Origin of the sequence: Streptomyces sp. NPDC046261 (assembly GCF_040646235.1) — a bacterium.
Lineage (GTDB): Bacteria > Actinomycetota > Actinomycetes > Streptomycetales > Streptomycetaceae > Streptomyces.
Genome location: NZ_JBEYZU010000012.1, coordinates 1 through 20,646 on the forward strand (window position 1 = coordinate 1; position 20,646 = coordinate 20,646).

Annotated in this window: 14 protein-coding genes; 5 read left to right on the forward strand and 9 right to left on the reverse strand. The window is 73.1% G+C overall.

What is annotated here, in order from left to right; translation table 11 throughout:
* The first annotated feature begins 42 nt into the window (after positions 1-42).
* Together ABZ956_RS20840 and ABZ956_RS20845 are read left to right on the forward strand one after the other, a co-directional pair.
* Positions 43-8,454, forward strand: a complete 8,412-nt coding sequence (locus ABZ956_RS20840; protein ID WP_361895527.1) for a type I polyketide synthase — start codon at positions 43-45, stop codon at positions 8,452-8,454.
* Positions 8,455-8,638: 184 nt separating this feature from the next.
* Entirely contained in the window at positions 8,639-9,592 is a 954-nt protein-coding gene (locus tag ABZ956_RS20845) for an immunity 49 family protein (protein ID WP_361895530.1), read from the forward strand.
* 170 nt (positions 9,593-9,762) lie between these two features.
* On the opposite strand, the gene ABZ956_RS20850 is transcribed toward ABZ956_RS20845, so the two are convergent.
* Positions 9,763-10,185, reverse strand: coding sequence for a thioesterase family protein (locus tag ABZ956_RS20850; RefSeq protein WP_361895533.1), 423 nt, complete (start codon positions 10,183-10,185; stop codon positions 9,763-9,765).
* 178 nt (positions 10,186-10,363) lie between these two features.
* On the opposite strand from ABZ956_RS20850, the gene ABZ956_RS20855 reads away from it, so the two are divergent.
* The 3 genes from ABZ956_RS20855 to ABZ956_RS20865 are packed head-to-tail and all read left to right on the forward strand — an operon-like array spanning position 10,364 to position 13,202.
* Positions 10,364-11,623 (forward strand): cytochrome P450, encoded by a 1,260-nt coding sequence (locus ABZ956_RS20855; protein WP_361895536.1) that lies wholly within the window; start codon positions 10,364-10,366, stop codon positions 11,621-11,623.
* 56 nt (positions 11,624-11,679) lie between these two features.
* Positions 11,680-11,967 (forward strand): acyl carrier protein, encoded by a 288-nt coding sequence (locus tag ABZ956_RS20860; protein WP_361895539.1) that lies wholly within the window; start codon positions 11,680-11,682, stop codon positions 11,965-11,967.
* Positions 11,964-13,202, forward strand: coding sequence for a beta-ketoacyl-[acyl-carrier-protein] synthase family protein (locus ABZ956_RS20865; RefSeq protein WP_361895542.1), 1,239 nt, complete (start codon positions 11,964-11,966; stop codon positions 13,200-13,202). The genes ABZ956_RS20860 and ABZ956_RS20865 overlap by 4 nt, the downstream gene beginning before the upstream one ends.
* Before the next feature lie 74 nt (positions 13,203-13,276).
* On the opposite strand, the gene ABZ956_RS20870 is transcribed toward ABZ956_RS20865, so the two are convergent.
* From ABZ956_RS20870 to ABZ956_RS20905, 8 genes are all read right to left on the reverse strand, one after another.
* The gene (locus ABZ956_RS20870) at positions 13,277-14,485 is read right to left on the reverse strand and encodes an NAD(P)/FAD-dependent oxidoreductase (RefSeq protein ID WP_361895545.1); all 1,209 of its coding nucleotides are present in this window, start codon (positions 14,483-14,485) and stop codon (positions 13,277-13,279) included.
* On the reverse strand, positions 14,473-14,994 hold the full coding sequence (locus ABZ956_RS20875; protein ID WP_361895548.1) for an NADPH-dependent FMN reductase: 522 nt from the start codon (positions 14,992-14,994) through the stop codon (positions 14,473-14,475). Before ABZ956_RS20875 ends, ABZ956_RS20870 begins: the two co-directional genes overlap by 13 nt.
* Before the next feature lie 14 nt (positions 14,995-15,008).
* The gene (locus ABZ956_RS20880; protein WP_361895550.1) at positions 15,009-16,043 is read right to left on the reverse strand and encodes an SDR family oxidoreductase; all 1,035 of its coding nucleotides are present in this window, start codon (positions 16,041-16,043) and stop codon (positions 15,009-15,011) included.
* A 34-nt stretch (positions 16,044-16,077) separates the two neighbouring features.
* Positions 16,078-17,340, reverse strand: coding sequence for a beta-ketoacyl-[acyl-carrier-protein] synthase family protein (locus ABZ956_RS20885; RefSeq protein WP_361895553.1), 1,263 nt, complete (start codon positions 17,338-17,340; stop codon positions 16,078-16,080).
* Positions 17,337-17,630 carry an acyl carrier protein gene (locus ABZ956_RS20890; RefSeq protein WP_361895556.1) on the reverse strand — a complete coding sequence of 98 codons (294 nt, stop codon included), beginning with the start codon at positions 17,628-17,630 and terminating at the stop codon, positions 17,337-17,339. Before ABZ956_RS20890 ends, ABZ956_RS20885 begins: the two co-directional genes overlap by 4 nt.
* A gap of 44 nt (positions 17,631-17,674) precedes the next feature.
* The gene (locus ABZ956_RS20895) at positions 17,675-18,934 is read right to left on the reverse strand and encodes an aspartate aminotransferase family protein (protein WP_361895559.1); all 1,260 of its coding nucleotides are present in this window, start codon (positions 18,932-18,934) and stop codon (positions 17,675-17,677) included.
* Positions 18,935-19,007: 73 nt separating this feature from the next.
* Positions 19,008-19,463 (reverse strand): SRPBCC family protein, encoded by a 456-nt coding sequence (locus ABZ956_RS20900; protein ID WP_361895561.1) that lies wholly within the window; start codon positions 19,461-19,463, stop codon positions 19,008-19,010.
* Between the two features lie 40 nt (positions 19,464-19,503).
* A complete protein-coding gene (locus ABZ956_RS20905) occupies positions 19,504-20,643 on the reverse strand; it encodes a GNAT family N-acetyltransferase (protein ID WP_361895564.1) in 1,140 nt (379 codons plus the stop codon).
* Positions 20,644-20,646 lie beyond the last annotated feature (3 nt).

The following is a 20,646-nucleotide window of genomic DNA, read 5'->3' on the forward strand; positions in this document are numbered from 1 at the left end:
GCCGGAGCCGCGGACGGCACCGGATTCTCCGAAGGCGTCGGCATGCTCCTCGTCGAAAGACTCTCCGACGCCGAGCGCAACGGCCACCGCGTCCTGGCCGTCGTCCGGGGCTCCGCGGTCAACCAGGACGGCGCGTCCAACGGCCTTACCGCCCCCAACGGTCCGTCGCAGCAGCGCGTCATCCGACAGGCGCTGGCGAGCGCGGGTCTGTCGGCAGCCGATGTCGACGCCGTGGAGGCGCACGGTACGGGTACGACTCTGGGCGACCCCATCGAGGCCCAGGCACTCCTCGCCACCTACGGCCAGGACCGGGAACAACCCCTGCTGCTCGGCTCCATCAAGTCCAACATCGGCCACACCCAGGCCGCCGCCGGCGTCGCCGGCGTCATCAAGATGGTGCTGGCGATGCGGCACGGCGTGCTGCCCCAGACCCTCCACGTCGACGAACCCACCCCGCACGTCGACTGGACCGCAGGCGCGGTCGAGCTGCTGACGAAGCAGGTGGAGTGGCCGGAGACGGAGGGTCCGCGGCGTGCCGGTGTCTCCTCGTTCGGCGTGAGCGGCACCAACGCCCACGTCGTTCTGGAGCAGCCGTCGGTTGTGGCGGAGCCCGAGGTGGGCCGGGTTGGGCTGCCGGTCGTTCCCTGGGTGCTGTCCGCTGCCGGCGAGAACAGCCTGCGGGCGCAGGCCGACCGCCTCAAGTCCTTCGTGGCGGACAATCCGGAGCTGGATCCCGTGGACGTCGGCTGGTCGCTGGCCTCGACGCGGGCGACGCTGTCGCACCGCGCGGTGGTCGTCGGCACGGACCGGGACGAACTGCTGCGCGGCCTGGACATGGTCGAGAGCGGCGCCGCCGCCGAATCCGGTCGCAAGACCGTGTTCGTCTTCCCCGGTCAGGGTTCGCAGTGGACCGGCATGGCGCTGGAGCTCATCGAGACCTCGCCGGTGTTCGCCGAGCGGATGCGGGAGTGCGCGGCCGCACTCAGCACGTTCGTCGACTGGTCGCTGTTCGACGTCCTCGCCGACGAAGAGGCACTGCGCCGCGTGGATGTGGTGCAGCCCGTGCTGTGGGCCGTCATGGTCTCGCTCGCCGAGCTGTGGCGCTCGTACGGCGTCACGCCGGCAGCGGTCGTGGGCCACTCCCAGGGCGAGATCGCCGCAGCCTGCGTCGCGGGCGGTCTCTCGCTGGAGGACGGCGCCCGGATTGTCGCTCTGCGGAGTAACGCGCTGTTGGCGTTGTCGGGTCAGGGCGGCATGGTCTCCGTACCCCTCCCGGCCGATCAGCTGCGCGGCCGTGACGGCCTGTCCATCGCGGCCGTCAACGGCCCCGCCTCGACCGTCGTATCGGGCGACAACGACGTGCTGGACGCGCTGCTGGCGCAGTTCCCGCAGGCCAAGCGCATCCCCGTCGACTACGCCTCCCACTCCGACCACGTCGAGCGCATCGAAGACGAACTGGCACAGGCACTCGCGCCCGTCTCACCCCGCTCAGGCAGCATCCCCTTCTACTCGACCGTCACCGGCGAACTCACCGACACAGCGGAGCTCAACGCGGCCTACTGGTACCGCAACCTCCGCCACACCGTCGAATTCCAGAGCACCATCGGCAATCTCCTCACCCTCGGCCACACCGTCTTCGTCGAGACCAGCCCGCACCCCGTCCTGACCATCGGTGTGCAAGACACCGCCGACGCCAAGGAAATCAGCGCTGTGGCCGTCGGCTCCCTGCGCCGCGACCAGGGCGGGCTCGACCGCTTCTTCGCGTCGCTCGGAGACGTCCATGCCCGGGGTGTCGAGGTGGACTGGCAGCAGGTGTTCGCCGGGACCGGTGCACGCCACGTCGAGCTGCCGACCTACGCCTTCCAGCACGAGCGCTACTGGCTGGAGCCGGCGCGGCCCGTGGCGGAGGCGGCCGGGCTGGGGCTCGGTGGTGTGGAGCACCCGCTCCTGGGCGCGGTGCTCGCCCTGCCCGATTCCGACGGCAGTGTGCTGACCGGCCTGCTCTCGCTGGACGGGCAGCCCTGGCTGGCGGACCACGCGGTGCTCGGCACGGTGGTCTTCCCCGGTGCGGGATTCGTCGAGCTCGCTCTGCAGGCGGGCAGGCAGTTCGGCCTGACCGTGGTGGAGGGACTGGAGCAGCACGCTCCGCTCGTGGTCCCGGATCGGGACGGCGTCCGGATCCAGGTCGCGGTCGGTGCGGCGGACGGGCGGCGGCGCCGCTCGGTGACGGTCCATTCCTGCCGCGCCGGGGAGTGGCTGTTGCACGCCTCCGGCACTCTGGCGGCCGCCGAGGGCGAGCCGGTGGCCGGGCGCCTGGCGGTCTGGCCGCCTGAGGGCGCACGACGGCTCGACGTCTCGGAGACGTACGGGGCGTTGGCGGAGCGCGGCCTGGGCTACGGCCCTGTCTTCCAGGGGCTGCGGGGGGCCTGGGTGCGCGGCGAGGAGGTGTTCGCCGAGGTGGCGCTGGCGCCGGAGGCGCACGGTGACGCGGCGTTGTGCGGCGCGCATCCCGCCCTGCTCGACGCCGCCCTGCACGCGGTGGGCCTCGGCCGGTTCGTGTCCGACGCGGGGCGGGGGCATCAGCCGCTGTCGTGGAGCGGTGTGTCGCTGCGCGCGGTGGGCGCGTCGGCCGCAAGGGTCGCGCTGTCGCCCGCCGGTACGGACGCCGTGTCGGTCGAGGTGGCCGATGTGACGGGCGCGCCGGTGCTGTCGGTGGCGTCGCTGTCGCTGCGTGCGCTGTCGGACGAGCGGATCGAGGACACCCGTGGGGTGGCGCGGGAGGCGCTGTTCCGCGTGGACTGGAGCGAGGTCTCCGTGTCGGACGACACGGACGTGACGGTCGCCGAGCTCGGCGATGTCGGTCCGGAGGACGCGTCGGTGCCCGAGGTCGTGGTGCTGCCGTGCGCGTCGGAGGGCGAGCCGGTCGCCGTGGTGGTGTGCCGGGTGCTGGATGCGGTGCGGCGGTGGCTGTCGGACGAGCGCTGTGCCGGGTCGCGCCTGGTCGTGCTCACCCGTGGCGCGGTGTCGGCCGCTGCGGGCGAGGATGTGACGGACCTGGGCGCTGCCGCTGTATGGGGTCTGCTGCGCAGTGCGCAGAACGAGCATCCCGACCGGTTCGCGCTCGTCGATCACGACGGGCACCCGGGCTCCATGGCGGCGCTGCCCGCCGCGCTGGCTGCCGCGGGCCACGCTCAGCTCGCGCTGCGGCAGGGCCGTGCACTGGCGCCGCGGTTGGCCGGCGTCGGCAGTCAGTCGGCAGTCGTTCCCCAGCCGCTGCGTGAGCGGGACACGGTGCTGATCACCGGTGGCACGGGGGCGCTGGGCGGTCTGGTGGCCCGGCATCTGGTCGAGCGGCACGGTGTGCGGGACGTGGTGCTGGCCGGCCGGCGCGGCGAGGCCGCTCCTGGTGCCGGTGAGGTGTCGGAGCGGTTGCGTGAACTGGGTGCCGCCGTCCGGGTGGTGGCCTGTGACGTGGCTGATCGTGAGGCGCTGGCGGGGCTGCTGGAGAGCCTGCCGGAGCTGCGGATGGTCGTGCACACCGCGGGTGTGCTCGATGACGCGGTGATCGAGTCGCTGAGCCCGGAGCAGGTGCGGGAGGTGCTGCGGCCGAAGGTGGATGGCGCGTGGCATCTGCATGAGCTGACGCGGGACCGTGAGCTGGCCGAGTTCGTGGTGTTCTCGTCGTCCGCGGGTGTGCTGGGCAGTCCGGGGCAGGGGGCCTTCGCCGCGGCGAACAGCTATCTGGACGCGCTGGTGGCCCACCGCAGGGCCTCGGGGCTGCCCGGTGTGTCGGTGGCGTGGGGCCTGTGGGCCGAGCGCAGCGGCATGACCGCTCATCTCTCGGAGCAGGACCTGGGCAGGATGGCGAGGTCCGGTTCGACGGCTCTGGCCACGGAGCAGGGGCTCCGGCTCCTCGACCTGGCGCGGGCGGCCACGGACGCGGTGGTTCTTGCCACGCCGCTGGATATCTCTGCTTTGCAGGAGCAGGCGGACGCGGGTGCGCTTCCGGCGCTCTTCCGCGGTCTGGTCCGTACTCCGCTGCGCCGTGCGAGCGGTGGCGGGGCGGACGGCGAGTCGTCGCTGCGGTCGCGGCTGGCGGGCATGCCGGTCGCCGAGCAGGAGCAGTTCGTACTGGACCTGGTGCGTGCGCAGGTCGCGACGGTTCTCGGGCACGGTTCGCCGGCGGCGGTCGACGTGGGGCGCACGTTCGGGGAGATCGGCTTCGATTCGCTGATCGCCGTCGAGCTGCGTAACAGGCTGGGTGCCGCGACCGGTGTGCGGCTGCCGGCCACGACGATCTTCGACTATCCGACGCCGCTGGTCCTGGCCGGCCATCTCCGCACGGAGCTGGCCGGCGGGGCGGCCGTGCCGGAACGGCTCGACGCCGCTCCAGCCGCGGCGGGGGTGGACGACGACCCGATCGTCATCGTGGGCATGAGCTGCCGCTACCCGGGCGGGGTGACGTCGCCGGAAGAGCTGTGGGAGCTGCTCGGCGCGGGCCGGGACGCGGTGTCCGCCCTGCCGTCGGACCGCGGCTGGGACCTGGACGGCCTGTTCAGCGACGATGCCGACGCGTCCGGCACGTCGTATGTGCGGGAGGGTGGTTTCGTCTACGACGCGGACGAGTTCGACGCCGACTTCTTCGGGATCTCCCCCCGTGAGGCGCTGGCGATGGATCCCCAGCAGCGTCTGTTGCTGGAGGCGGCCTGGGAGGCGTTCGAGCGGGCGGGTATCCCGGCCGCGTCGCTGAAGGGGAGCCGGACGGGTGTCTTCGTCGGCGGTGCTTCGCTGGGCTACGGCATGGGTGCTGACCAGGCGGCGGCGGAGGGCTCGGAGGGGTACTTCCTGACGGGCGGTGCGGGCAGCGTGCTCTCCGGCCGGCTGTCGTACAGCTTCGGGCTCGAGGGGCCGGCGGTGACGGTGGACACGGCGTGTTCGTCGTCGCTGGTCGCGCTGCACCTGGCGGTGCAGGCGCTGCGGTCGGGCGAGTGCTCGCTGGCTCTGGCCGGTGGCGTGACGGTGATGGCCACGCCCGGCATCTTCGTCGAGTTCTCCCGTCAGCGTGGGCTTGCCACGGACGGCCGGTGCAAGGCGTTCGCCGACGCGGCGGACGGCACCGGGTGGAGTGAGGGCGTCGGCATGCTGCTCGTGGAGCGGCTGTCGGACGCCGAGCGCAACGGCCACCAGGTGCTGGCGGTCGTACGGGGCTCCGCCGTCAATCAGGACGGTGCCTCGAACGGTCTGACCGCGCCGAACGGTCCGTCCCAGCAGCGGGTGATCCGGGCCGCCCTGGCGGACGCGGGTCTGTCGGCGTCGGACGTGGACGCGGTCGAGGCGCACGGTACGGGCACGAAGCTGGGTGACCCGATCGAGGCGCAGGCGATTCTGGCGACGTACGGCCGGGACCGGGAACACCCTCTGTTGCTGGGTTCGGTCAAGTCCAACCTCGGGCACACCCAGGCCGCGGCGGGTGTGGCCGGTGTGATCAAGATGGTGATGGCGATGCGGCACGGTGTGCTGCCGCGGACGCTGCACGTGGACAAGCCGTCGTCGTTCGTGGACTGGTCGGCCGGTGCGGTGGAACTGCTGACCGAGCAGACCGTGTGGCCGGAGGTGGTGCGTGCCCGGCGGGCCGGTGTCTCGTCGTTCGGCGTGAGCGGCACCAACGCGCACGTGATCCTCGAACAGCCGGCCCTCCCGGCGGAGTCCGGGTCCGCGGCGGAGCCGGAGCCGGCCGAACCGGCCGTGGTGCCGTGGGTGCTCTCCGGACAGGGCGAGCGCGGTCTGCGCGCCCAGGCCGAGCGGCTGCGTTCCTTCCTGTCAGGGGAAGAGGGTGCCGAGCTGCGGCCGTCCGACGTCGGCTGGTCGCTCGCGGCCACGCGGTCGGTGCTCTCGCACCGTGCGGCCGTGGTCGGCTCCGGCCGCGACGAGCTGCTGCGCGGGCTGGCGGCGCTGGCCGCCGGTGAGCCCGCGCCGGGTGTGGTCGTGGACTCCTCGGCACCCGGCCGGCTGGCGGTGCTGTTCACGGGGCAGGGGTCCCAGCGGGTGGGGATGGGGCGTGAGTTGTACGCCGCGTACCCGGTGTTCGCCCGGGCGTGGGACGAGGTCTGTGCCGCGCTGGACCCGTATCTCGCACGTCCGCTCACCGAGGTGGTGGCCGACGGCACGGACAGCCTGCACGAAACGTCCTTCACCCAGGCGGCGTTGTTCGCGCTGGAGGTGTCGCTGTTCCGGCTGGTGTCCTCGTGGGGCGTCGAGCCCGACTATCTGCTGGGGCACTCGATCGGCGAGCTCACCGCCGCGTACGTGGCCGGTGTGTGGTCGCTGCCGGACGCGGCGAAGGTGGTCGCGGCGCGTGGCCGGCTGATGCAGGCGCTGCCGGCCGGCGGGGCGATGGTGGCGGTGGGCGCGTCCGAGGAGGACGTGGTGCCGCTGCTGACCGAGCGGGTGGCGATCGCCGCCGTGAACGGTCCGCAGTCGGTGGTGGTGTCCGGTGACGAGGACGCGGTGCGGTCCGTCGTCGACGCGATGACGCTGCGCGGGGTGAAGACGCGCAGGCTGCGGGTCAGCCACGCGTTCCACTCGCCGCGGATGGACGACATGCTGGCCGAGTTCGCCGAGACCCTGCGTAGCGTCGTCTTCCGTGCGCCGCGGATCCCGGTGGTGTCGAACGTGACCGGCACGGTGGCGGGCCAGGAGCTGTGCGAGCCCGAGTACTGGGTGCGCCACGTGCGCGAGAGCGTGCGCTTCTCGGACGGGCTGGCGCGGCTGCGGGAGCTCGGCGCGGCGACGTTCCTGGAGCTCGGGCCGGACGGGACGCTGACCGCGCTGGCGCAGGCGGGCGCCCCCGGCCCCGACACCGCTTTCGTGCCCGCTCTGCGGGCCGACCGGTCCGAGACGGTCACGGTCACCACGGCGGTCGGCCTGCTGCATGTGCGTGGCGTGCTGCTGGACTGGCCGGCCCTGCTCCCCGGCGCCCGGCGGGTGGAGTTGCCGACCTACGCCTTCCAGCGGACCCGCTTCTGGCTGGAGCCGTCGCGTACGGCGGGTGAGGCGGCCGACTTCGGCCTGGGCGCGCTGGACCATCCGCTGGTCTCCGCGATGGTGCCGCTGCCCGGTTCCGACGGCGGGCTCCTCACCGGAGTCGTCGCCGCGGACACGGGCTCCTGGCCGGCCGGGCGGGCGGATTCCGGGGCGGCCCTGTTCCCGGCGACCGGTTTCGTGGAGCTGGTGCTCCAGGCCGGGCTCCAGTTCGGCTGCCATGGGGTGGAGGAGTTCACCGCGCTGGAGCCGCTGGTCCTGCCCGCCAGGGGTGGCGTCCAGGTGCAGGTCTCGGTGGGTGGTGCGGATGCGGCGGGCCGCCGTGAGGTGACGGTGTTCTGCCGTCGCGAGGCGGGCCGTCACGGCCGTGACCGGCTCGACCGGAACTGGGTGCGGCATGCCACGGCCGTCCTGTGCGCGGGCGCTCCCCAGGAACCGGAGGCCGCGCAGGCGTGGCCGCCGGCCGGCGCGTGGCCGCTGGAGGATGCCGGGGTCCCGGCATGGCGCCGCGGTGACGAGGTCTTCCTCGACATCGCGCTGTCGGCGGCGGTGCCGGGGGCGGCGGGCGCGGATGCCGGGCGCTGGGCCGTTCATCCGGCGCTGCTGGACGCGGCGTTGACCGGGGAGGTGCTGGCGGGGTTCGTCGGCGACGCGCGGGCGACGTATGTGCCGTCCGCCTGGGCGGGGGTCGGCCTGCACGCGGTCGGCGCGTCCAGGCTGCGTATCGTCCTGTCCCCCGCCGGTCCCGACGCGGTCTCGCTGCGGGCGGTGGACGGCACGGGCGCGCCGGTGCTGTCGGTGGCCTCGCTGGAGCTGCGGGCGGTGCCGGAGGAGCTGCTGAACCGGGTGACCGTGACGGCGTCCGACGATGCCGGTGCGCAGCCGGCGGCCTCAGACGCCGCGGTCGCCGGCTCGCCGGGCGGTGCCGGGAGCGGTACGGCACAGCCGGAGCGGATTCGCCGGGCCGCCGAACCGGAGGCGCAGGACGCCGCCGTGTCCCTGGTCCAGCGGCTGGCGGGCTGTTCGGAGGAGGAACAGGAGGAGATCCTGCTGGAGCTGGTCCGTGATCAGATCGCGATCGTCCTGGGCCACGCCGACGGCACGCTCGTCGCCCCGGACCGCGGGCTCCTGGACATGGGCTTCGACTCGGTGGCGGCGGTGCGGCTGCGCAACCAGCTGGCTCGGGAGACCCAGCTCAGCCTGCCGGCCAGCCTGGTCTTCGAGCACCCCACGGCGCTGGCTCTCGCCCGTCATCTGCGGGAGGAGATGCTTCCCGACGACGCCGCGGCGGCCATCCTCGTGCTCGAGGAGCTGAACAAGCTCGACGATTCGATCCTCGGGCTCGACCCGGCGAGCGCGGCGCGCGTACGGATCGCCGGTCTGCTCCAGGGGCTGTCCGCCAAGTGGCTGTGACGGTGGGGTAGTCCACCGCCCGGCACCGGGGACGAGAACGGGGCGCCCTCCTCATCTTCGACGAGGAGGGCGCCCTGCTCCTTTAGCGGTGCGGCGGTGAGGAACCCGCGGGCGCGGGGCGATGTCCGAGCCCGCTGATAGCGTGCGCCTCCGGTCGGAAAGATCACGGGAGAGGACCGCAGCCTTGCATGAAGTGACGCGTCACGAGGTCGGTGGAGAGCACATAGCCCAGGCGCTCGACGACATCAGCGGGCGGACCCGGCGGCGGTGGCACTGGATGCGCTACGACGACCCGTCCCCGGAGAAGATGCGGGAGATGCGTGACGAGCTCCTCGACCACGTCGCCGCCCGCACCGTGGAGGGTCTCGCCCTCGACGAGTCGGCGCGTACGGTGCTGCGGACCGCGGCGGAGTGCTCCCTGGGGGCGCTGGACGTCGGTTGCTTCCCCGACGGCGACCAGGAGGTCGTCTTCTCGCTCATCGGCGAGACGCTCAGCAGCGAGGACATCGCTTTCGGTGACGTCGTCAAGGACGCCCCCACGGCCAGGACGTGGGGCGAGGCGTTCGCGGTGTGCGTGGTCAGCGGCCTGGTGTGGGAATGGCGGCGGGCGATCGGTCTGGTCCTGCGGGGCACTCACGCGCCCGCGATCCGCGACGGGGTGCCGTACTCGAAGCTGGATTCGACGTCGGATCCGGCGGACCTCGCCGCGATGGACGCGCTGTGCCGCTACCTGACCCAGGCGGACGGGCATCTGCCCCGTGACTGGCCCACCGTGCCCCTGCGCAAGCCGGACGCCGACGAGCGCGCCGACGCCGCCCGGCGACTGGACGCGGCCGGCCCCATGACACCGGACCAGCGCCTGCTTCGCGTACTGCTCGACGACGACCGGCCCGCCTTCGAGCAGGCTCTCGTGGCCCGGCTCGTCGAACACCGGGCGAGCGTGGGCCCCGATCCCGCCCCCAGGACCCTGTTGCCGCTCGGCGCCCTCGCCCTGGCCGCCCTCGCGGTCCAGGTGCACGGGTGGGAGCTGGGCGTCCGGTCCGGCTATCTGCCGCACGACGTGCTGGGTTCCCCGGAGGCGCTGCGCCGGGCGGCGGACGCCGGCGGGAATGACCTGGGCGGTTGGACCGCCACGTAGGTCCGGCACGGTGACGCTCGCCGCGGGTGTCCGTCATTCGGGGCGCGTCAGCGGGGCAACCTCCTTATCTCCGACAAAAGGTGCGAAACTCTCCGCGAGGATCGTGTGCTGTTCGGACGGGAAGGTGATCGTCGTTGCTCCATGACGGTGCGAGCGGCGGAGAGCCCGGTCTAGCAGGTGCGGCGAGGCGGCGCCGGGGCGCCGGGAAGCGCGTGCTCCGCGAGCAGCCGGTGCTGGGCCGGCGTCAGCAGGTACGGCCTGGAGCGCCGGACGTCCCAGAAGACGGAGGTCACGCGCGCCGAGGCGTACGTCCGCACGGCGTCGGTGACCTCGGCGAGCAGTTCCGTCACGGCGGGGCGGACGCGCAGGACCTGCAGGCTCACCTCCACCGGCTCGGAGCGCCAGCGCAGCGGGTGCAGGAAATCGATGTGCTGACGGGTGGTCAAGAGGGCGTAGTCGCTCCACCGGCGGCCGCTGGGGGCTGCCGACAGGTCGGCGAGGCGGAGGCAGAACGCGGCTCGGGCTTCGTCGACGCAGGAGGCCAGCGCCGCGTCCCCCACCATTCCGCAGGCGTTGACATCGGACCACCGCACGGTGCAGCTGTACCGAAAGGCACCCACCGCCGTCTCACCTCGCCGTTCTCCGGGCCGGGCCGGCCCGCCGCCGTTCACGTTCCTGGTCGGAGCAGTACCCCGCCGTCCGCTTCGGGTCCGCCGGACACGCGGTCGGGCCTGCTCGTTCCCTCGAACGGCGGCCGGCGACGGGAGCGTCATGGCTGAGCCGTTCGTGGGCCGGGCCGGCCGGGTGGCCCGCGACCTCTCCCTGCTGTTCGGTGTCGATGTCGGCGGAGCCGCGTTCCGCGCCGATCCTTACCGCTTCTACGCCCGGGCCCTGGAGGCGGGGCCGGTGCACCGGTTGCCCGGCGGGACCGTGACGGTACTGGGCCACCGGGCCGCCACGCGGGTGCTGCGGGACCCCCGGTTCGGACACGGCGCCACGGCGCTGCACGAGAAGACCCTGGTGGGGTTGCCGGCCCGCTCCTTCATGCAGCTCGACGCGCCGGGGCACACCCGGCTGCGCCGCCGGGTCGCCCCGCGGTTCAGCGTCCACCGGGTCGCCGCTCTCGAGGCGCCGCTACGACGCCACGTTGGCGACTTGGTCGACGGCTGCGCCGGGCGGGACACCGACTTCGTCGCGGGCTTCGCCGAGCCCTTGGCGATGACGGTGATCAGCGAGGTGCTCGGGGTGCCGCCGCGGGACCGCGAACGCTTCCGCGACGACGCCCGGCTGGTGGTGCGCGGCCTGGACGAGGCGGCGCACAAGGTGCCCGACCCCGCCATCGCCCGCGCCCGCTACCGCTTCGTCCGTTACTTCCAGAAGCTGGCTCTGCTGCGCCGCCGGGAGCCCGGGGACGATCTGGTGTCCCTGCTGGCCGGGGAGGGCGGGGCGGCCACCGGAGAGCTGGTGACCACGTGTGGCCTGCTGCTGAGTGCCGGTTACGAGACCATCGTCGATCTGCTCGGCAGCACGGTGTGGGAACTGGCCCGCGCGCCGGAGCCATCCGGTTGGCGGCTCGCGGAACATCCGGACGCCGTCGAGGCAGTGGTCGAGGAGGCCCTGCGGATGTATCCGCCCGTCCAGTGCACCCTGCGCGGCACTCTGGCGGACGTGGAGATCGCCGGACTGGCGGTGCCGGCGGGCACCGTGGTGTGCGTCGTCCTCGCCGCGGCCAACCGTGACCCGGCCGTCCACGCGGATCCGCACGCGTTCCGCCCCGAACGCCACCTGCGGCCGACGATGGCCCGGGGCCTGTCGCCCTCTCCCCCGCATCTGGCCTTCGGTGGCGGCCCGCACTTCTGCCTGGGTGCCGCCCTGGCCCGCCTCGAAGCGCGGACCGCGCTCACCGCACTGGCCCCCTGCCGCCCCGAGCTGACCGGCGACTCCTGGGCGTACAAGGAGAACCTCATGGTCAGGGGGCTCGACACGCTGCCCGTGCGCTGGCGGTCCCCGGCCCGCACCGGACCGGTCTGAGGATCCCGGACTGACTCCCCTCTCACCCCCGACCCGCGACCATTCGGAGTGAAAACATGGCACAGTCCCTTCTCGATTACCTCGCGGACGAACTGGTCACCGTCTTCAACGTCGACCGCGAAGCCGTCACACCGCACACCACGCTGGAAGACCTCGGCCTGGACTCCCTCGCCCTGCTCGAACTCACCGTCCGCTTCGAGGACCGTACGGGCGTCGAGCTGCCGGAGACCGAGGACGCCGGGCTGGGCACCCGCTCCACGCTCACCGAGATCTGCGTGGCCCTGGAGAAGGCCCTGCCGGACGGCCGGTTCGACGCCTTGGTCCTGCGCGAGGAAGCACAGTGACCACCCGCCGGGCGGCCGCCCGGCCCGTGGCGGTCACGGGGCTGGGGCTGATCACACCGGCCGGCATCGGCCGCCAGGCGACATGGAACGGCCTGTGCTCGGGGCGCTCGACCGCCCGCCCGGACCCGGTCCTCGAAGGGCTGCCGGTCGACTTCTCCTGCCGGGTGCCGGACTTCGACGCCGACGCGCACATCGGGCGCATCGGATGGCGTACCAACCGCTTCACCCACCTCGCGGTGGCGGCGGCGCGCATGGCGGTCGGCGACGCCGGGCTGGATCCCGCCGCCTGGGACAGTGCCCGTATCGGTGTGGTGATGGGCGTGGGCTCCGCCAGCATGGAGCTCTGGCGGGAGGAGTACGCCAAACTCGTCGACGGCCGGGCCCGGGCGGTCTCCCCCCTGGTCCTGCCGCGCTCCATCCCCAACATGGCGGCCGGCGAGATCGCGCTGGACCTGGGCGTCAAGGGCCCCAACCTGGTCGTCTCCACGGCCTGTGCCTCCGGTGCCACGGCGCTCGGCGTGGCCAAGGACATGCTGAACGCGGGGCGCTGCGACATCGTCCTGGCCGGGGGTGCGGAGTCGCCGCGGGCGGCGGTCATGACGGCCGTCTGCTTCGCGCAGATGTCGACGCTGTCCCGGCGTCGCGATGATCCAGCGGCCGCCTCGCGGCCCTTCGACGCGGACCGCGACGGCTTCGTGATGGGTGAGGGCGCGGCGGTCCTGGTGCTGGAGAGTCCCGAGCACGCGCGGGCGCGTGGCGCCCGGTTCGACGCCGTGCTCGCCGGGTTCGGCGCCTCGGCCGACGCCCACCACCCCACGGCACCGGACCCCGAAGGGGCGGGCGCGGTGCTGGCCGCCCGGGCCGCGCTCGCCGACGCCGCACTGGACGCCTCGGACATCTGCCACGTCAACGCGCACGGTTCCTCCACCCAGTCCAACGACCTCGCCGAGGCGCGAGCCCTGCACCGGCTCTTCGGCGACCCGCCGCCGGTCACCGCGAACAAGGGGGTCCTCGGTCACGCCATCGGCGGCGCGGGGGCGATCGAGGCCGCGTGCAGCGTCCTGTCCCTGGCGGAGCAGACCATTCCGCCCACGGCCAACCTGAGCCGGCTCGATCCGCGCATCGACCTCGACGTGGTGACCACCGCGCCCCGCAAGCACCGCATGGACGCGGTTTTGAGCAACTCCTTCGGCTTCGGCGGCCAGAACGCGTGCCTCGTCCTGGCCAGGGCGTGACTGCGGCGTGCACGGGCGCTCCTCGCCGTACGTCCCGGCGAGGAGCCACCCGTGGCCGGCCGCCCGAGCGTGCCTCAGGTCCGGGTGGGCCTCTCCCGCAGCTCCTCCAGTTCCTTGCTGTTGTAGAACTCCTCCACGGTGCAGACCCCCGACATCATGGCGAAATAGCGGTCCACCAGCGTCTGGTCGGTGGAGATGGCCCGCAGGAAGGACACCCGTTCCTTAGGGACCTTGAGTTCGGCCACGCTCAGGGTGCCGCGGTAGAACACCGTGAACGTCTCCTCCACATCCCGCGCGTAGCGGCGGCATGCCGCCGCGAGCGCCGTCGGGTCGTGCAGGTCCTTGCCGATGTGGTCGGTGAGCATCCGCACCTGGAGGAAGGCGTCGGTGATGCCCCGGGCGGCGATCGAGTCCTTGTGGTGGGCGGCGTCACCGACCAGGGCCCAGCCCGGCCCGGAGGACTGCCGGATGAAGTTGTGCTGTTCACCCGTGCCGTAGAGCCGTTCGACCTGGCGGGCGCAGGACAACCGGTCGCCGAGCCCCGGAGCCGTGTCGCGGATCGCGTCCAGGTAGGCGGACCGGGCGTCGGTGCGTACCTGCCGGAACTCCTGCTGGGGGAAGTACGCCATCACCAGCGTGCGCCCGCCGTTGGTCGGAACCACGCCGACCGACCGGCCGGAGCGTTCGTAGAGTTCCCACCGTCCGCGCGTGGGGAGATCCTCCCAGTAGCTGTAGTAGGTACAGGTCATCGGCGGATCCTCGATGATCTTCGGTGCCCCGGCGAAGCGCGCGACCGTCGACCGCATGCCGTCCGCGCCGACGACCAGACGCGCGCGCTCGGTGAATTCACCTCCCCCGGCCGTTCTGTAGCGGACGCCGGCCACCCTGTCCCCCTCGCGCAGCAGGCCGGTGACCGTGCACCCCTCGCGGAACTCGGCACCGGCGGCGGCCGCGGCGTCGGCGAGGATCGGGTCGAGCACGAATCGTCTGGGCGCGTACGTCGTGCTGTGCCCGTCGGCCGGCAGCAGGGAGGCTTCCAGCCGGACGTCCGAGGTCTCGTAACGGACACGGTGGATGGGCGGGCAGTCGGTGGCCCGTATCTTCTCCAACAGGCCCCAGCGGTCGAGCGAGGCGACGGCCGGTGGGTGGAGGTAGTGCGAGGAGAGCGTGTCCTTCGGGAAGTGTGCCTTCTCCAGGAGCAGGACGCGGTATCCGGTACGGGCCAGCAGCATGGCCGTCGGCGCTCCCGCGCAGCGCGCTCCCACCACGATCACGTCGTACATGACGCCTCCCTTGCCGCGCCGAGCATCGTGGCGCAGCGGTGCAGTTCTCCCGCCATGGCGCGGCACCGCGCGAGCAGCGGGGCGAGGGGTGCCGCGGGGCCGTCCGCGGTGGTGAAGTCGTCCGGGCAGGCGGCGACCTGGGTGGGGACCACCCAGCCGCCCAGGGCCTTGGCGACGGTGCGCAGTTGCTCGCAGACGACGTTGCCGGTGCGGGGGCCGCTGCCGTGGGCCAGGAGGCCGACGGCCTTGTCGGCGAAGGCGTCGCCCGGCAGGGTGTCCAGTGCGGTCTTGAGCAGGCCGGAGTAGCCGGCGTGGTGGACGGGGCTGGCCAGCACGATGGCGCCGGCCTGCGCCACGGTGCGGTGCCAGGTCGTGGGGTCGGGGTGCTCGGCGAGGTCGAGGGTGCGGAAGGTGGCGCCGAGTTCGCCGAGCGCACCGCCGGCGACGTGGGCCAGCGCGGTGGTGGCGGAGCGGGCGTTGGGGCTGCCGCTGATCAGGAGCGCGCGCATGGTGGGGGCTCCTTTCAGCCCTGGGCCGCGACGAGGGTCCAGGGGCTGGGGGTGGCCAGGGCCTGCCGGGGCTTGCTGTGGGCCCAGTGGCGTACGGACGTGGCCATCACCTCGCCCGGGTCGCGGACGGGGCGGGTGGGTTCGAAGGGCTCGGCCATGCTGGTGTAGCTCTGGAACATGGCGAGCAGGTTGACGGCCTGCTGCTGGACCGGGGAGAGCCACTGCTGGGCCAGCGGCAGGAAGAAGCGGTTCCAGCTGTCGGTGGAGACCATCGGGGGTGTGGCGATGGGGTCGACGCCGTGGGCGGCCCGGAAGGTGTTGATGGTGTCGCAGGTGATCTCGATGAGGGTGCTCAGGCGCAGGCTGGCGCCGCCCGCGGCGACGATCTCGGTGCGCGGCGCGGTGGGGGCGGGGCCCAGGGCGGCGGCCGTGATGGCGTCGGCGACCTCGTCGAGCGGGCTGATCTCGGCGTAGCCGTCCGGGTCGCCGACGACGACGGCGGCGAGGCCGGAGACCAGGGCGGGGAAGAGGGTGTAGGGGCCGGAGAAGCGGGAGATGCGGCCGTCGGCGCGGCTGCCCATGATCAGTGGTGGGCGGATCACGGTGGTGGGGCCGGGGTGCTCGGTGGTGACGATCTCCTCGCAGACGGCCTTGGACCACTCGTAGCCGTTGCGGTAGCCCTCGAACTCGGCGCCGCGCAGGTCCTCGGGGTTGCGCACGCCGCCGACGTAGGCGGTGGAAACGTGGACGACGTGGGTGTCGGGGCCGGCCAGGGCCAGGACGGCGCGCAGGGTGCGGATGTTGGCGTCGGTGGCCTCGGCACGGGTCATGGTCCAGCGGGTGGAGGCCGCGGTGTGCACGATGACGTCCCAGCGGCCGGTGAGCTCCGCGGGGGCGGGTTCGGCGCCGATGTCCCAGCGGACGAGGGGGGCGTGGGCCCTGCGGCGTGCGGTGCGCACGAGGTCGAGGCCGAGGGGAGCGGTGGCGTGGAGGCGGTCGGCGACTTCCGTGCCGACGACGCCGGTCGCCCCGGTGAGAAGGATGCGCATGATGGTCTTCCTGTGTGCGGAGGGTGCGGGTGGGTCAGTGCCCGGGGGTCAGTACGAGGCAGGCGTTCTGCCCGCCGAAGCCGAAGGAGTTGGAGAGCACGGGGGCGAGGGCCACCTTCCGGGGCGTGTCGGCCACCACGTCGATGCGGTCGGCCTCGGAGCAGGTGGTGAGGTTGGCGACGGGCGGGACGGTCCGGCGTTCGGCGCAGACGAGGGCCACCGCGGCCTCCAGCGCCCCGGAGCCGCCGATGAGATGGCCGGTGACGCCCTTGATGGAGGTCACGGGCGGTGCCTGGCCGGCGAAGCAGCGGTCGATGGCGGTGGCTTCGGCGCTGTCGTTGAGCTGGGTGGAGGTGCCGTGCGCGTTGATGTGCCCGATGTCTTCGGTGCGCAGTCCGGCGTCGGCGATGGCGCGGGCCATGCAGGCGGCGGCCGCGGCGCCGTCCGGCTGGGGGGCGACGATGTGGAACGCGTCGGAGGTGGTGGCGTAGCCCGCGATCTCCCCGTGGATCCGCGCGCCGCGGGCGAGTGCGGCGTCGCGCCGTTCCAGGACCAGGACGGCGGCGCCCTCGCCCATCACGAAGCCGTCGCGGTCCGCGTCGAAGGGGCGGCTGGCCTGGTCGGGGGCGTCGTTGCGGGCGGACAGGGCCCGCATCCGGGCGAAGCCGCTGAGCATGACGGTGGTGATCGCGGAGTCGAAGCCGCCGGTGACGACCGCGTCGAGTTCGCCGTACCGGATCCTGCGGGCGGCCTCGCCGATGGCGTTGGTGCCGCTGGCGCACGCGGTGGAGTAGGTGAGGCAGGAGCCCTGGAAGCCGTAGCGCATGGCGATGCGTCCGGCCGCCGAGTTGGCCATGGTCTTGGGGACGGTGTGCACGGGCATGCCCATGGGGTCGGCGCCGTGGTCGAGGGCGGTGGCCTCCATGGTGGGCAGTCCGCCGATGCCGGTGCCGAGGTGGACGCCGACGCGGTCGGGGGGCAGCGGGGGCAGCGCCGCGTCCTGGAGGGCGTCGACGGCGGCGCACAGGGCCAGTGCGGTGGGCCGGTCGATCTGCCGGAGTTCGCGGCGGGTGATGTAGGGCTCCATGTCGAAGGCCGGCACCCGGCAGGCGAAGCGCACCGGGGAGTCCTGTGCGGCCAGTTCGTCGACGAGGGCCGCGGTGGACTTGGCCGACATGACGGTGGTGATGACCTCGTCGAGGGTGTTGCCGGCCGGGGTCTTGACGCCGATGCCGGTGACGACGACGCGGTGGCGGTCGGCGGGCGTGCGGTCCTCGGGGTGCTGGGGAGGGGTCACCGGTCGGCCTTCCGCTCGGTGAGGAGGGCGATGGCGTGGCCGACGTTGTCGGCCTGTACGAGATCCTCGGGGGCGATCTGGACGCCCAGGGCGCGTTCGAGCTGGGCGCCGATGGCCATCAGCTCCAGGCTGTCGATGCCGTGGTCGGCTTCGAGGTCGGTGCTGTCGGTGATGGCGTCGGGCGTGGTGCCCAGGACGTCGGCGATGGTCGCGCGGACGATGTCGGCCAGTCCGTCTCCGGTGATGTCCGGGCCGGTGGCGGGGGCCTGGTGGGTCGCGGTGTCGGTCATGTCGGTACTCCTGGTTCGGTTCGGGGAGGGTGGTGTGGGCGGGGTCAGCCGATGGCGAGGGCGCGGGCCGCGCCGTCGAGGGCGGTGTCGAGGATGTCCAGGGCCTGGTCGAGCTCGGCGGCCGTGGTGGTCAGCGGGGGCAGGAGCCGTACGGTCGTGGGACGGCTCAGGCAGGGCGAGACGAGCAGGCCGGCGTTGGCCAGGCCGACGACGACCTCGCCCGCGGCCTGGGGTGCGGTGAAGTCGATGCCCCACAGCAGGCCCCGGCCGCGGAAGCCGCTCATGACCTGCCCGTGGCGCTCGTGGAGGGCGCGCAGGCCGTCGGTCAGCCGCTCGGTCAGCATGCGGCCGTGGTCGGCGAGTTCCTCCACCGCCGCCAGGGCGGCCGGCAGGGCGGCGCAGCTGAGCGGGTGTCCGCCGAAGGTCGCCGAGTGCAGGAAGGGGTCGGCCGCCAGGGGCGCGTAGAGCAGGTCCGAGCAGACCACCGCGGACAGGGGCACGATGCCGCCGCCGAGCGGCTTGCCGACGAGCACGGCGTCGACGGAGAGCCGTTCGGCGAGGGCGACCGAGCGCTCGCCGCAGCGTCGCAGGCCGCACTGGATCTCGTCGGCGATCACGAAGGCGCCGTGCGCGTGGGCGTCCAGCGTCCATCGCCGCAGCACGTCGTGGGAGAGCGGTACGGCGCCGTTCTCGCCCTGGACGGGCTCGAAGACGAGCGCGGCGACCGGGCCCCGGGCGCATTCCCGGCGGACGGCGTCGGGGTCGTCGGGGTCGATGTGGACGACGTCCACGGTGCAGCCGCGCAGTCCGGTGCGGAAGAGGGGGCTGTGGGTGAGGGCCAGGGCGCCGAGTGTCTTGCCGTGGTAGCCGCCGCGTACCGCCAGCACCCGGTCGCGGCCGGAGGCGAGGCGGGCGAGCTTGACGGAGACCTCCACGGCGTCGGAGCCGTTGAGCCCGAAGTAGACCTTGGGCAGGGTGCCGCCGAGGTAGTCGGCGAGGACGGCGGCGGCCTCGGCGGTGACGGGGTTGGCCAGGCTCCGGGTGGAGGTGGGCATCACCTCCAGCTGCCGCTGGACGGCGGCGACGACGCCGGGGTGGCGGTGGCCCAGCAGGGCGACGGCGTAGGAACCGAAGTCCAGGACGGAACGGCCGTCGGAGAGGGTGACCCGGGATCCCGACGCGGCGGCTTCCACGGCGCCCTTGCCGGCGAACTTGCCGGTGAGGGCGAGCTTGGGTGACAGGTGCCGGCGCAGCTGGTCGAACACCGCGGCGGACGGGGTGGCGGTCTGGGGCGGGACGGTCATGTGCGGCCTTCCTTGGAGAATTTCGGAAGAGGGGGAAGGGGCGGTGGCCCGGCGGGGCAGGCCGGGCCACCGGTCAGGCGGCGGAGCCGGTGCCGGTCAGGCGGCGCTCCAGCGCCGTGAGCATCTGCTCGGCGTTCTCGCGCAGCGCGGTGGCGGCGACGGGGTTGAGCATGTCGGCGAGCAGCGGGATGCCGATGTCGAACTCGACGTGCAGGGACACCAGGCTGCCGCCGTCGTCGGCCGGGCGGACGGCCCAGTGCCCGACGAAGTGCGCGAGGTCGCCGCTGACCTGGTGGAAGTCGAAGCGGCGGGCCTCGTCGTCGATCCGCTCGGCCTCGGCCCATTCGAGGACGGATCCCTTGAGGTGGACGGACCAGGCGGTGGTCCGTTCCTGGGGACCGTTCTGCTCGACGACCGTGACGGACTGGACGCTGTCCATGCACGCGGGGTAGCTCTCGACGTCGACGACGGCGGCCCAGCTCTGGGCCGGCGGGGCGGCGATGTACAGCTCTACTTCGACGCGGGGCATGAGGACCTGCTTTCTACGGAAATGGTGGTGGGTGGGTTGCTCACGAGCGGGGCGCGAGCGTCCGGGCGAGCGCCGTGTTGAGCGCGCGCGGGAGCAGCAGACGCAGCACCGCGCGGGGCAGGGGGCTCACATGGGTCATGGCGTAGTACTGGTCGACCAGTTCGCAGCCGAGCTCCCGTTTGGGTTCGTAGGCGGTCTGGGCGAACCGGATGTGCCGGCACTTGCGGTCGATGGCCAGCTCGATGGCCGCATAGTGGACGTTGTGGTAGAGGCGGGCTTCGTGGGCCAGCCGGTAGTCGAGCCCGATGCGGGCCCCGATCGCGCCCTCGCCGCGGAAAAGGCAGTGCAGGAAGGCGACGAGGCGGTCGCCCTCGAAGCAGGCCACGAGCCGCTGGTCCGGTCCGCCGGCCTGCTGGAGCGCCTGGAGGAAGGACTCGTCGAGGACGTCGAGCGTCTGGTCGGCGCGGTCCATCACCTGCCGGTAGAGCCGCAGCATGTCGGGGATGAGGTCGGCGAAGTCGGTGAGCACCTCGATCCGCAGGTCGTCCCGGGCCTGGAACTTGCGCAGCTTGTTGCGGGCGTTACGGCGCGGTTTGGCCGGGAGCGCGGCGAGGTAGTCGTCGAAGGTGGCGTGGCCCAGGGGCAGTTCGGTGTCGGGCATGCTGGGCACCTGGAAGAAGTGCGCCGCCCGCAGTGCCGGCCCTAGGGCCGTCAGCTCGTCGGGGGCGAAGTCCTTGAAGACGACGGTGCCGAGCCGGTTGCGGCGCGCGTAATCCAGGACCGTACGGACCAGCAGTTCGGCGACCGGCGGCGGCAGCGGTTCCCGGCTCAGGACGTGGCCCTGGCCGAGGAAGTTGCCGCAGAACAGCATCGGTACGCGCAGCAGGGACGGGAACAGCCGGCTGATGGGGGCCAGCATCCGGCGCTCGCGCGGTCCGACGACCTGCTCCAGGCGCAGCCCGCGGACAGCGCTCAGCGGCAGGATCGCGAGGGTGCGGCCGGCGTCGCGGACCACCGCGTAGGCGTAGCTGTCCGGGCCGATGGCGCCGCGCTCCATCGCCGCGAACACCTCCCGCCCCCACATGGGGTCGTGGGGCGGGGCCAGTTCGTCCCACGTCTCGGCGGGGATGGCGTCGACGCCGGTCAGGATGTCGACGGTGGGGCCGTTCGGCGCGGTCATTTC